The sequence below is a fragment of the Micromonospora pisi genome (genome assembly GCF_003633685.1).
GTDB classification, from domain to species: domain Bacteria; phylum Actinomycetota; class Actinomycetes; order Mycobacteriales; family Micromonosporaceae; genus Micromonospora_G; species Micromonospora_G pisi.
Genome location: NZ_RBKT01000001.1, coordinates 2,625,767 through 2,638,480 on the forward strand (window position 1 = coordinate 2,625,767; position 12,714 = coordinate 2,638,480).

Annotated in this window: 9 protein-coding genes and 1 pseudogene; 3 read left to right on the forward strand and 7 right to left on the reverse strand. The window is 71.8% G+C overall.

Annotated elements, in window-relative coordinates; genetic code table 11:
* Nucleotides 1–77 precede the first annotated feature (77 nt).
* Entirely contained in the window at nt 78–509 is a 432-nt protein-coding gene (locus BDK92_RS10645; RefSeq protein ID WP_121156568.1) for a hypothetical protein, read from the forward strand.
* 278 nt (nt 510–787) lie between these two features.
* Nucleotides 788–4,711, forward strand: a pseudogene (locus BDK92_RS10650) (S8 family serine peptidase); the annotation flags it as partial.
* A gap of 76 nt (nt 4,712–4,787) precedes the next feature.
* Here BDK92_RS10650 and BDK92_RS10655 read toward each other — a convergent pair.
* From BDK92_RS10655 to BDK92_RS10670, 4 genes are all read right to left on the reverse strand, one after another.
* Nucleotides 4,788–5,258: a ribose-5-phosphate isomerase gene (locus BDK92_RS10655; RefSeq protein ID WP_121156569.1), complete on the reverse strand. Its 471-nt coding sequence runs from the start codon at nt 5,256–5,258 to the stop codon at nt 4,788–4,790.
* Nucleotides 5,259–5,342: 84 nt separating this feature from the next.
* The gene (locus BDK92_RS10660; RefSeq protein WP_121156570.1) at nt 5,343–6,542 is read right to left on the reverse strand and encodes a DUF1015 family protein; all 1,200 of its coding nucleotides are present in this window, start codon (nt 6,540–6,542) and stop codon (nt 5,343–5,345) included.
* A gap of 87 nt (nt 6,543–6,629) precedes the next feature.
* Entirely contained in the window at nt 6,630–6,893 is a 264-nt protein-coding gene (locus BDK92_RS10665; protein ID WP_147456954.1) for a hypothetical protein, read from the reverse strand.
* A gap of 102 nt (nt 6,894–6,995) precedes the next feature.
* On the reverse strand, nt 6,996–7,622 hold the full coding sequence (locus tag BDK92_RS10670; protein ID WP_121156572.1) for a mycothiol-dependent nitroreductase Rv2466c family protein: 627 nt from the start codon (nt 7,620–7,622) through the stop codon (nt 6,996–6,998).
* Between the two features lie 218 nt (nt 7,623–7,840).
* On the opposite strand from BDK92_RS10670, the gene pepN reads away from it, so the two are divergent.
* Entirely contained in the window at nt 7,841–10,387 is a 2,547-nt protein-coding gene (pepN, locus tag BDK92_RS10675; protein WP_121156573.1) for an aminopeptidase N, read from the forward strand.
* Nucleotides 10,388–10,452: 65 nt separating this feature from the next.
* Here the strand turns inward: pepN and BDK92_RS10680 are convergent, their stop codons facing one another.
* From BDK92_RS10680 to kynU, 3 genes are all read right to left on the reverse strand, one after another.
* Nucleotides 10,453–10,863, reverse strand: coding sequence for a DUF5130 family protein (locus BDK92_RS10680; RefSeq protein WP_121161939.1), 411 nt, complete (start codon nt 10,861–10,863; stop codon nt 10,453–10,455).
* 7 nt (nt 10,864–10,870) lie between these two features.
* A complete protein-coding gene (gene ctaJ / locus BDK92_RS10685; RefSeq protein ID WP_484198485.1) occupies nt 10,871–11,182 on the reverse strand; it encodes an aa3-type cytochrome oxidase subunit CtaJ in 312 nt (103 codons plus the stop codon).
* Nucleotides 11,183–11,434: 252 nt separating this feature from the next.
* The gene (gene kynU / locus BDK92_RS10690; protein WP_121156575.1) at nt 11,435–12,706 is read right to left on the reverse strand and encodes a kynureninase; all 1,272 of its coding nucleotides are present in this window, start codon (nt 12,704–12,706) and stop codon (nt 11,435–11,437) included.
* Between the last annotated feature and the right edge of the window lie 8 nt (nt 12,707–12,714).

Genomic DNA, 12,714 nt, shown 5'->3' on the forward strand with positions numbered 1-12,714 from the left:
ACGGAATCGGGCATCGATCGACAGACCGACGAAGGTTGCCCACCTCTGGTCGACCGGGGGGCGGGTACCGTCGGCACATGGCTGATCCTGAGCGTCGTCGGCGGCGGCACCGGCACGGATCCACCGCCGGCCCAGACGGCAGCACCGACGACGGGACTCCGCAGGGGCGGTCGGCGAGCACCTCCGAGGTGCACGATCCGGTTGTCGAGCCCGACCCGCCACGTCGCTCGCCCGGCCCCGACCGACACCGGGGCGAAAGCAGTGGTGGCGGCGGACACCGGGGCGGCAACGGTGCCGGGCACGGCAACGGATCCGACGACCGGGACAGTGAACGCGGCCTGCGCGGCCTGATCGGATCGGGCGCCTCCCAGGTCGGCGTCAGCGCGGCGATGCGGGCGCGGGACGCGTCCCGCCCGACCGAGGCCGACCTGGCCGAAGCCGAACAGCGGGTGGTGGTGATCCGCCGCAACTGGGTGCCCCGCGAGGATCTGCCCCGCAACGGCCGCTGACCGCCCCGTCCGGAGCACCCGGCCCGTTCGGGACCTCCCCGTCGCGCGTCCGGGAGGTGTCCGGTCTCTTTGTCGTGGATCGGTCACTTGTGTTGCTGACACCGCGATAACTCTGCGTAAATCCGACCCGTACGTTCCGCAGAGCGCGATGTCCCCAGCCCGCCCCCGCCGGACAGTCCGGCGCCGGGCGCGGAATCGCAGGTAGGGGGCAACGGATGTCGGATCCACGAGAACATGTCGGCAACAACCGGGGCCGGCGACGGCAATCACTCGCCGTGATGCTCGTTCTCGTACTCGCGGTAGCCCTGGCGCCAGCGACAGCCACCGCCGGCACCCGGAGCACGGCACCGGTCAGCCCCGAGGTGAGAGCCGCCGTACGTTCCGGGGCCACCGCCAACTTCCTCGTCTACCTGCGGGAACGGGCCGACCTGACCGGCTCGGCCCGACGGGGCGACTCGAACGCTCGCGCCGTCGAGATCCACCGTCGGCTCACCGAGACCGCGCTCCGTACCCAGCGGGGGCTGGTAGCCGAGCTGACCACGAGAAAAGCGCGGCACACGGCGTACTGGATCAGCAATGCCGTACGGGTGGAAGGCGACCAGGCCCTGGTCGACGCGATCGCGGCCCGCCCCGAGGTGGAACGGATCGTGCCGTCGCGCAGCTACCCGCTGGTCGAACCGAAGCCGGTCGAGCGGGCCGAGGTGGCCGAGGCCGAGTGGGGCCTGCTCAACATCGAGGCACCCCGGGTCTGGGACGAACTGCACGTACGCGGGGAGACAGTGGTCGTCGCGAACATCGACACCGGAGTCGAGTACGACCACCCCGCGCTGGTCGCCGGCTACCGGGGCAACCAGGGCAACGGCACCTTCGACCACAACTACAACTGGTACGACCCGTCCGGCGTCTGCCCGGACGCCGTCCCCTGCGACAACGACTCACACGGCACCCACACCATGGGCACCATGGTCGGCAGCGACGGCCCGGAGAACCGGATCGGGGTCGCGCCCGGCGCCCGGTGGATCGCCGCCAAGGGCTGCGAGTCCAGTAGTTGCTCCGACGCGGCACTGCTCGCCGCCGGCCAGTGGGTGCTCGCCCCGACCGACCTCGACGGCCACAACCCCCGCCCCGACCTGCACGCCGACATCGTCAACAACTCGTGGGGCGGTGGCACCGGCGACCGCTGGTACGCCGACACCGTGGACGCCTGGCGGGCGGTCGGCATCTTCCCGAACTTCTCCACCGGCAACACCGGTCCGGAGTGTGGCACCGCCGGCTCCCCCGGCGACTACCCGCACTCCTACGCCGCCGGTGCGTACGACAGCGACAACGTCATCGCCGGCTTCTCCAGCCGGGGCGCCTCCTCGGTCGACGGCGGGATCAAACCGAACATCGCCGCCCCGGGGGTGGCGATCCGTTCCAGCGTGCCGGGGCACTCGTACGACTTCCTCAGCGGCACGTCGATGGCGGCACCGCACGTCGCCGGCACGGTGGCGCTGCTCTGGTCGGCGGCGCCGACGTTGCGCGGGGACCTGGCCGCGACCGAGGCACTGCTCGACGGCACCGCCGCCGACGTCGACGCGGTCGAGTGCGGCGGCACAGTGGACGACAACAACACGTTCGGCGAGGGCCGGCTCAACGCGTACCAGGCGGTCAAGGCCGCCCCGCGTGGGCCGGTCGGCACCGTGACCGGCACGGTGACCACCGCGGCCGGTGGCGACCCGGTCCCCGGTGCCCGGGTCAGCGCCGCCGGGCGTGCGGTCAGCACCGGCGACGACGGCCGCTACTCGCTGGTGCTGCCGGCCGGCCGGCAGACGGTCACCGCCGCCGGCTACGGCTTCGTCGCCCAGACCGCGACCGTCGAGGTGCCCGAGGATGGTTCGGTCACCCGGAACTTCGCCCTGGTGGCGGCGCCGACCGTGACGGTCTCCGGACGGGTCAGCGACGGCTCCGGCCACCGCTGGCCGCTCTACGCCGCGATCGAGGTCCCCGGCCGCCCCGGTGGCCCGGTCTTCACCGACCCGGTCTCCGGCCGGTTCCGTTTCGCCGTGCCGGGCAGCACCACGTACCGGATCACCACGACCGCCCGCTACCCCGGCTACCCGCCGGTGACCACCACGTTGAAGCTCGGTGCCACGGACAAGACCACGAACATCGCGGTGCCGGTCGGAGCGGACTGCCTCGCCCCCGGGTACGCCAACGCCGACGGCGGCTGCGTCACCGTGCCGGGCGGCCTGGTCGTCGGCTTCACCACGGACCAGAACACCTCGGCCCCGCTGACCGGGGTCAGGGTGGTCCGCGCGGACCAGGCGACCGGGCAACCGTACGGGCTGTCGGCGGCGACGCCGGACGATCCGAACCTGCCCGACGGCTTCTACTCGCTCTTCTCCAACCGGGTCGGCAGCCTCCAGTTCCAGGCCGGGCGGTCCGGGTACGCCACCTCGTCGACAGCGGTGGTGGTGGCCGGGGACAGCGTCAAGCGGGCCGACTTCGCGCTGCAGGCCGGCCGGTTGACGGTCGACCCGCCCAGCGTGCTGACGCACCAGCCGTACGGCAGCACCCGTACCGCCACGGTCACCCTCACCAACACCGGGAGCGCCCCGGCCGAGGTCGAGGCGCTGGAACGCCCCGCCTCGTTCGGCCCGCTCTCCCGGCCCGGTGCCCCGCTGGTGGAGCGGAAGGTCACCGGCACCGGCACCGGCACCGGCACCGCTTCCCGGGCCGGTGCGTCCCGCCCGGCGCTCGGCACCTCCCCGTACCGGGGGGACCCGGTCTCGGCCGGTGCACCGCTGTCGGCCGGCACCGCGCCCGCCGGGGCGTTGTCGGCGGCGGCGAGGGGCACCACCCGGTACCCGTCGGCCGCACAGGGCTGGTCGCCCGTCGCCGACCTCCCCTCCCCCGGATACGACAACGCGGCCGCGACCTGGGGCGGCCGGGTCTACACCGCCGGCGGCGGCCTCGGGGAGGGCAACGCGCACCACGCCTCGGTCTACGACCCGGCCACCGACAACTGGGCCCGGTTGCCGGACCTGCCCGGCGGACGTGCCAAACCGTCGATGGCGATCGCGAACGACAAGATCTACGTGGTCGGCGGCTGGGCGGAGGACGAGGACGACTGGAACGCCCCGCCGCTGCCCAGCGTCGTCGGTTACGACCTCGCCGCCGGCGGCGCCTGGCAGACGTTGGCCGGGGTGGTGAACCCGGCGCCGCGCGCGGCGGCCGGGACCGCCGTGGTCGGCGGCAAGCTCTACCTGGTCGGTGGCTGCGTGGACACCGAGTGCGCGCCCTCCGCCGACCTGGTCGTCCTGGACCTGGGCACACTGCGGTTCAGCACCGGCGCGAGCTACCCCCGCGACGTCTCCTGGGCCTCCTGCGGCGGCATCGACGGCCGGGTCTACTGCGCCGGCGGGTCCGGGGACGATCAGGTCAACGACGCCTACGTGTACGACCCGGCCACCGACGCCTGGAGCCCACTACCCGCGCCGCCGGTCCCGCTCTGGGGTGCCCAGTACGCCGCCGCCGGCGAACTACTGGTGATCAACGGAGGTTTCCGGGGCGACCAGGACGTGCTGACCAACCGCACCATCGCCTTCGACCCGGTCCGCCGGAGCTGGTCGGAGCTGCCGAACTCGGACTCCGCCCAGTACCGGGGCGCCGGGGCGTGCGGCGCGTACAAGCTCGGCGGCCTGTCGGAGCAGGGGACCGCGTCCGGGCAGGTCGAGCGGCTCGGCGGCCTTGAGGCGTGCGAGGACGCGGTCGACGTACCGTGGCTGGCGCTGACCCCCGCCACGTTCACGCTGGCACCGGGTGAGTCGAGGGCGGTGACCGTGAGCCTCACCGCCGGGGCGGTGAACGGGATCGACCAGCCCGGCACGTACGGCTCGACGGTGGCGTTCCGGGCGGACATCCCGTACCCGGCACCGACGGTCCCGGTGACCATGAACGTCGCGCCCCCGGCGAGCTGGGGCAAGATCCAGGGGACCGTACTCGGACGACCCTGCGCCGGGGCACCGGTCCCGGTGCCGGCGACGGTGCAGATCAACCTGGTCACCGACCCCACCAGCGGTTACACGCTCAGCGCCGACGAGCAGGGCCGGTACGCCCGCTGGCTGCCCCGGGGGCGGTACGACGTGATCGTCGCCCGGGACGGGTGGAAGCCGCAGAGCCGACGGCTGCGGATCTCGGCCGGCCTGGTGTCGACGGTCGACTTCACCCTCGACCCGGTCCGCTCGTGCGGAAACCGGGCGGGCGGCCGCTGAGCCGCCCCGCCCGGGCACCGCGTCAGGCGGGCAGGCTCGGCAGGGCGCCGGTCTCCTCGTACTCGGTGACCTGGGCGATCCGGCGGGCGTGCCGCTCGTTGCCGGAGAACGGCGTGGTCAGGAACGCCTCCACGATCGCGGTCGCCTCGTCCAGGGTGTGCTGGCGCGCGCCGACCGCGATCACGTTCGCGTCGTTGTGCTGCCGCGAGAGCTGGGCCGTCTCGACGCTCCAGGCCAGTGCCGCCCGGACCCCGGCGACCTTGTTCGCGGCGATCTGCTCACCGTTGCCCGAGCCGCCGATCACCACTCCGAGGCTCTCCACGTCGTCGACCACGTGGTCGCCGGTGTGCAGGCAGAACACCGGGTAGTCGTCGTCCGGGTCGAACACGTGCGGCCCCACGTCGACCACCTCGTAGCCCTGCTTGGCCAGGTGGTTGACCAGGTGCACCTTCAACTCGTAACCGGCGTGGTCGGATCCCAGGTAGACGCGCATGGCAGGCAGTCTCTCAGCTCGCTTCGGGGCCGCGACGCGCAGGCGCCGACAACCAGATCCGGCTCACATCCGTACCGGCCCGGCTCATGCGTTCAGCTCCGCCAGCACCAGGCCACCGCGTGCCTTCGGGGTGAACCAGGTGCTCTTGCGGGGCATCTTCTGCCGGGCCAGGTTCACCGCCACGAAGTCGTCGACGGTCACCGGGGCGATCAGCACGGCGAGCTCCGCCCGACCCCGGTCGACCTCACCGGCGAGCCACCGGGCCGGGTAGTCGCCCCCCACGTACGTGATCCGCTTGTCGCCCGGGTCCAGCCCGAGCGCGTCCCGCAGCAGCACCCGCTCGACCAGGGCGTGATCGAGGTTCTCCACCGCCGCGCCGTCGCCGCCCGGCAGCGTCACCGCGTACGTCCGACCGGCCAGGTAGAGCTGGACCGGCTCGCCCGGTGCCGGCACGGTCGGCGCCCCGTTGACCGGTTCGACCCGGGCCCCGGCCGACCGGAGCCGGTCAAGCAGCTCCTCCGGCGTGCTGGTCAGCTCGCTCACCAGCCGGTTGTAGGGCTGGATCGCCACCGACGCCGGTGTGGTGATGACGCTGAGGAAGCGTGGTATGCCACCGGTCTGCGCGGCCAGGCTGCGGTGGTTGCCGTCCGCGACGACCAGTTCGCCGCCGCCGGCGAGCGCGCGCAGCTCGTCCTGTGCCGGCCCGGGGCCGAGCAGCCAGATCGCGTGCGTCCGGCCGGCCTGGTCGATGTCGGTCGCGGCGGGCGCCCCGGCCGCGTCGGTCGCCGCGGCGAGCGCGGCGTGCAGCTCGTCACCACGCCCGGTCTGGAGCAGCAGTACGGGTGAGAGCAGGTGCCCGGTCGCGTCGGCGAGAGCTACCCGCTCCCTGACCTTGGCGATGAACACGTCCTCGTTGCGGATCACCAGCCCCGGCTCGTCCGCGCTGGTGGAGATCTGGTCGGTGTCGACCAGGGCGAACATCCCGTAGCCGGGCTCGTCGACCGGTGAGCTGATCCGGTAGAGGACGACCACCTGGTCCGCCGGGGTGTAGCTGCCGTCGGCCTTCGCCTCGGCCAACCGGGCCACGGCGTCGGGCAGGGACTCGGCGAAGGAACGGCCGAGGCTCTCCGGTGCCCGGTGCGGCATCTCGATGGCGAGAGCGCTGTGCGGGTTGGCCTCGATGATCGCGGTGATCTCCGCGTCGTCGGCGAACTCGTCATAGTTCTGCGCGCCGGTGCCGCCGGTGGTGATCCAGGCCCGGGTGATCGGATGTACGACCGTCATGCCCGGTGACGCTACCGGGCGGTCGTCGTATCCGGCCGTCGATCCCCCACCCGAGTCCACTCGCTGGGCGTGCTCGACGGGGAGCGGTCAGTTGGCCGGCGCGTGGCGGCGGTGCCGCCCGCCCCGGCGACGGGACACCGGCGCGCTCGCCAGCAGCGCGCTGGTCGGCACCGGCGCGGCCCCGACCACGATCGGCGGGGCGACTAGGTCGGCGAGGTGCTCGGGCAGACCGGGGTGCAGCGTCGGCCACCGGCAGTCGTCCACCGACCAGTAGGCGCCACCCAGGTTCCGGGCCACCACCTCCGACGGCAACGCGCGGGGCTGCTCAAGATCATGGTGGTGCTTCGGCATCGGGGCCTCTCCGGTGGTCGGTCGTGACCGGGCGGCCGGCGGAACCGGCGCGTCGGACGCAGGGTCCAACGAGCGCACCCGCCGCCCGGTCACGCCGAGCCGTCAGTCGAAGATCGGCCCCACCGTGCGCGAGCGCTTCAGCTCGTAGAAGCCGGGGGTGGCGGCGACCAGGAGTACGCCGTCCCAGAGGCGGCCGGCCGCCTCACCCTTCGGTGCCGGGGTGACTACCGGGCCGAAGAAGGCGACGGTCTCCCCGTCGACCGGGCCGGGAGTGTGGATCACCGGTGTGCCGACGTCGGTGCCGACGGGACGCATGCCGGCCTCGTGGCTGGCCCGCAACGCCTCGTCGTACGCGGTGGAGTCGGCGACCTCGGCCAGCGCCGGGTCCAGACCGGCGTCGGTGAGCGCGGCGGCGTACATCTCCTGACCACGTTCCTCCTTGCGGAGGTGGATCCGGGTGCCGAGCGCGGTGTAGATGTCACGGACCGCCTGCTGCCCGTACTTCTGCTCGACCGCGATGCAGATCCGTACCGCGCCCCACGACTTTTTCATCGATTCGCGGTATTCCGCCGATAATTCCCGCCCCTCGTTCAACACCGAGAGGCTCATCACCCGGAATTCGACGTCGACCGGGCGGACCTGCTCCACCTCAAGCAACCAGCGGGAGGTCATCCAGGCCCAGGGACAGGCCGGATCGAAATACATGGTGGCGCTCGTGCGCTCGGACACGGCGGCTCCCTTCACTGTTAACGAACGGCGATTTCCCTATCCAACCCCACAAATCTTCACCCCGACGACGCTTGCACGGCACTGGGATGAGACCGTGAGTTGGACCACCCCCGCTCGCTCCCCCACGTGAAACACTCGACTGGGAGCCACCGGGGGTGGATCTTCGCTGTCAGTGAGGACAGCGGGCGAGCTGCGGATGGAGAAATAACGTGCCGGGAGTGCGCAACCTTACTCAGGTCGAGGCGACCGAGCGGGCCCGCCTGCTCGACGTCGCCGGATATGACATCAGCCTGGACCTGACCTCTGGTGACCAGGCCGCCGACAATCGCACCTTCCGCTCGGTGACCGAGGTCCGGTTCCGCTGTGCCGAGCCGGGCGCCAGCACCTTCATCGAGCTCGCCGCCGACTCGGTACGGTCGGCAACGCTCAACGGCAGGCCGATCGACCTCGCCACCTGGTCCGCCGAGAAGGGGCTCACCCTGACCGACCTGGTCGGCGAGAACACCCTGGTGGTCGACGCCGACTTCGCCTACTCGGCGAGCGGACAGGGTCTGCACCGCAGCGTCGACCCGGTCGACGGCGAGACGTACCTCTACAGCCAGTTCGAGACGGCCGACGCGCAGCGCGTCTTCGCCTGCTTCGACCAGCCCGATCTGAAGAGCGTCTACACCTGGCACGCCACCGTCCCCGCGCACTGGCGGGCGATCTCCAACATGCCGGTGACCAGCGAGGACACCAACGGCGAAACGAAGACCGTCCACTTCGCCGAGTCGCCCCTCATGAGCACCTACATCACCGCTCTCTGCGCCGGCCCGTACCACGAGGTCCGCTACACCCACGACGGCATCAGCATGGGCTACTACTGCCGGGCCAGCATGGCGCAGTACCTCGACGCCGACGAACTGCACCTGATCACCACGCAGGGATTCGACTTCTTCCACGAGCAGTTCGGGGTCCGCTACCCGCTGCCGAAGTACGACCAGCTCTGGGCGCCGGACTTCAACGCGGGCGCGATGGAGAACTTCGGCTGCGTCACCCACTCCGAGACGCACTACATCTTCCGTTCCCAGGTCACCGACTTCGAACACGAGCAGCGGTCGAACACGGTGCTGCACGAACTGGCGCACATGTGGTTCGGCAACCTGGTCACCATGCGGTGGTGGAACGACCTCTGGCTCAACGAGTCGTTCGCCGAATGGGCCAGCCACTGGGCCAACTCGAACGCCACCCGGTTCACCGACGCGTGGACCACCTTCCTGTCCGTCCGCAAGAACTGGGGCTACCGGCAGGACCAGCTCTCCTCCACCCACCCGGTCTACTGCGAGATGCCGGACCTGGAGGCGGTCGAGGTCAACTTCGACGGCATCACGTACGCCAAGGGCGCGAGCGTGCTCAAGCAGCTCGTCGCGTACGTCGGCGAGGAGCCGTTCCGGGCCGGCCTGCGCACGTACTTCGCCCGGTACGCCTGGGGCAACGCCACCTTCGACGACCTCCTCTCCGAGCTGGAGACGGCCTCCGGCCGGGAACTGCGCAAGTTCGCCGCCCAGTGGCTGGAAACGTCCCAGGTGAACACGCTGCGGCCGGAGGTGACGATCGACGCCGACGGCAACTACCAGCGGGTCGTCGTACGCCAGGAGGCGCCCGCCGACTACCCGACCCTGCGTACGCACCGGATCGGGGTCGGCCTCTACGACCTGCGCGACGGCCGGCTGGTCCGGCGGGACCGGCTCGAGATCGACGTGGCCGGCGAGGCGACCGAGCTGCCCCAGCTCGCCGGGGTGCCGGCGCCGGACGTACTGCTGCTCAACGACGACGACCTGACGTACGCGAAGCTCCGTCTCGACGAGCGGTCGATGGCGACCGTGGTGCAGCACGTCGGCGCGTTCGAGTCCTCCCTGGCACGAGGGCTCTGCTGGGCCGCCGCCTGGGACATGGTCCGGGACGCCGAACTGGCCTCCCGTGACTACGTCGCCCTCGTACTGGCCGGGCTTCCCGCCGAGACCGACATCAACCTGGTCACCCAGACCCTGCGCCAGGCGGCGAGCACACTCGCGATGTACGCCGACCCGGACTGGGCCACGAGCGGCTGGGCCGACCTGGCGCGTACCGCCCGTACCGCGGTGCGGCTCGCCGAACCGGGCAGCGGGCTGCAACTGGCCTGGACCCGGGCGTACGCCTCAGCGGTCCGCTCGGACGAGGAGCTGGCCACGATTCGCGGCTGGCTCGACGGGGTGGATGTGCCGGACGGGCTGGCGATCGACACCGAGTTGCGTTGGACGCTGCTGCGGGCCCTGGTGGCGAACGGTGCCGCCGGGACCGCCGAGATCGACGCCGAGCTGGCCGGGGACCGGACCGCGAGCGGCGAGCGCGAGGCGGCGCTGAGTCGGGCGCTGGTCCCGACGTCGCAGGAGAAGGCCGCGACCTGGGCCGCCCTGACCGGCGAGGAGGCTCTGCCGAACTGGCGCAACCGGGCCCTGCTCCAGGGTTTCCAGCACCCGGCCCAGGCGGAGCTGACCGCGCCGTACAGCGCCCGGTACTTCGAGTCGCTGGGGCGGGTGTGGGCGAGCCGGGACAGTGAGCCCGCGCAGGAGTTCGTCATGCTGGCGTACCCGTCCTACCAGGTGAGCGCGGAGACGATCGCCGCCACCGACGAGTGGCTGGCCCAGGAGGGGCACCCGGCCCCGCTGCGCCGGCTGGTGACCGAGGGCCGTGACGGGGTGGTCCGGGCACTGGACGCCCGCGCCCGCGACGCCGCCACCGCCTGAGACGCGGAAACCCCGGTGGGGGTCATCGGTGATCCGATGACCCCCACCGGGGTTTTGAGCCTTCGTTACGCCTTGCCGGCGCGGCTGGCGAGCTGGTCGAGGCCGCTGATGATGCCACCGGCCAGGTCGCCGCCACCGAAGGCGGCCACCATGGAGAGTGCGGCCAGCTTGGCGTCCCGGTCCGGAATGCGCTTACGCGCCTCCGCGCCGGTGATCACCTCCAGCATCCGCTGGTTCGGCGACACCGCGATCAGCACCGACCTGGCCGGGTCGGCGAGCTGGTCCAGCAGCCGTACGGCGTGCTCGCGCACCGGCTCGTCCAGCGCACCCACGTAGACCGTGAAGACCAGCCCGCTGCCCTGGTCGGCGAGGCGCAACGCCTCGTCGATGCGGAGCAGCTGCCGGGTGGAGAACGGACCGTCGAGCACGTCCGGTCGACCCGCCGGCTCCGGCTCAGCCGGGCTGTACGTCATCATGGCCTGCTCACCAGCGGTCACTTGCGCCTCCAGTTGTGCCCGCCGGACTCGGCGTACCCGTGGTCTCGGTCTCCGCACCGGTCAACTCGGCCGCGCGGCCGCTGCCGCGCAGTGCCGCGGTGGCGGAACCGGCCAGATTCTCCGGTGCGGACAGGAACCAGACCGGTGTGAAGTCGAACGGACGCCCCGGCCGATACCGCTTGGCACTCCGGCCGCTACCGGCGAGCGCCAACACGGCGATCACCAGCACCACGGCAGCCGGGATCCCGACGAAATACAGCAAGGTGTCGGTAACCGTCCACTGCTCGGTAGCAGACAACCTCAACGCTCCCAGGCGTGATAGGGACCAAGACACCCGGCCCAGGGTGGGCGGCCAGGCTGCCGGTCCGCTCCGACTCAGACTTTGTCAACGGTATCGTGCAGCGACGCGCCGCGTATCTCGGGGTGGCGATCCGACCCCGCATTGACCTGCCCGGGACCGGGCGCGGGCGGTACGCCATCGGTGGCTGTCGCCGTACCGGACAACCGGACACCGCCCGCGCGGGGACGCGAAAACGCCCCGGGAACCGGCTCAGCCGTCGACCGTATGGGCGAGCGCGTCGGCCAGCCGCCAGCAGTCGTGGTACGTCGAGTAGAGCGGGACCGGCGCCGCCCGGATGACGTCCGGTTCACGGGAGTCGGTGAGCACCCCGTGCTCGAACCGCAGTCGTCGGGCCAGTTCGGCGGCGCTGCCCTGGCCGATCCGCAGCGAGAGCTGGGCTCCGCGCCGCTGCGGGTCACGCGGGGTGAGCAGCGTCATCGGCCGGGTCGCGACGACCTCGTCGAGCACCCGCTCGGCGTACGCGGTCAGCCGGACGCTCCGTTCGCGGAGCGCGGTCATTCCGATCTTGTCGAAGAGTTCCAGGGAGGTGCGCACCGGCCCCATCGCGAGGATCGGCGGGTTGGAGACCTGCCAGGCGTCAGCGGTGGCCGGTGGCCGGATCTGCGGGGTCATCTCGAACCGGGTCGCCGGTTCGTTGCCCCACCAGCCCTCGAACCGGGGCAGCCCGTGGTCGCCGAGGTGCCGCTCATGTACGAACGCGGCGCCGATCGCACCCGGCCCGGCGTTGAGGTACTTGTACGTGCACCAGGCGGCGAAGTCCACGTCCCAGTCGTGCAGTCGCAGCGGTACGTTGCCGGCCGCGTGGGCGAGGTCCCAGCCGACCACCGCACCGGCTGCCCGGCCGGCCCGGGTGATCGCGGGAATGTCCATCAGCTCGCCGGTGAGGTAGTTGACCCCGCCGAGCAGCACCAGCGCGACGTTCTCCCCCTCCCGGTCGAGGTAGTCGAGCACGTCGGCGGTGCGCAGGTTCTCCTCGCCCGGGCGGGCACGCAGCCGTACCACCACCTGGTCCGGGTCGAGCCCGTGGAAGCGCGCCTGGCTCTGCACGGCGTAGCTGTCCGAGGGGAACGCGGTGTCCTCGATGACGATCCGGTTCCGGGCGCCGGACGGGCGGTAGAACGAGACCATCAGCAGGTGCAGGTTGACCGTGAGGGTGTTCATCACCACGGTCTCCGCCGGGAGGGCGCCGACCAGTCGCGCGGCCGGCTCGGTGAGCAGACCGACGTACGGGGTCCAGGGGCGGGCGCCCTCGAAATGGCCCTCGATCGCCAGCCGGGCCCAGGTGTCCAACTCCTCAAGCAGTTCCGCCCGGGTGGCCCGGGGCTGGAGACCGAGGGAGTTGCCGACCAGGTAGGCGGCCTCGGCGTACCGTCCGCCCTCGGCGGGCGGAATCAGGAACAGGTCGCGCTGGCCGGGGTCGGCGGCGTCGAGACGGTGGGCTTCTTCTTCGGAGAAGGGCATCTTCGCTT

Coding starts and splice junctions, on each gene's coding strand:
- BDK92_RS10645 (WP_121156568.1), top strand. CDS start 78: ATGGCTGATCCTGAGCGTCGTCGGCGGCGGCACCGGCACGGATCCACC.
- BDK92_RS10655 (WP_121156569.1), bottom strand. CDS start 5,258: ATGCGCGTCTACCTGGGATCCGACCACGCCGGTTACGAGTTGAAGGTG.
- BDK92_RS10660 (WP_121156570.1), bottom strand. CDS start 6,542: ATGACGGTCGTACATCCGATCACCCGGGCCTGGATCACCACCGGCGGC.
- BDK92_RS10665 (WP_147456954.1), bottom strand. CDS start 6,893: ATGCCGAAGCACCACCATGATCTTGAGCAGCCCCGCGCGTTGCCGTCG.
- BDK92_RS10680 (WP_121161939.1), bottom strand. CDS start 10,863: ATGATGACGTACAGCCCGGCTGAGCCGGAGCCGGCGGGTCGACCGGAC.
- kynU (WP_121156575.1), bottom strand. CDS start 12,706: ATGCCCTTCTCCGAAGAAGAAGCCCACCGTCTCGACGCCGCCGACCCC.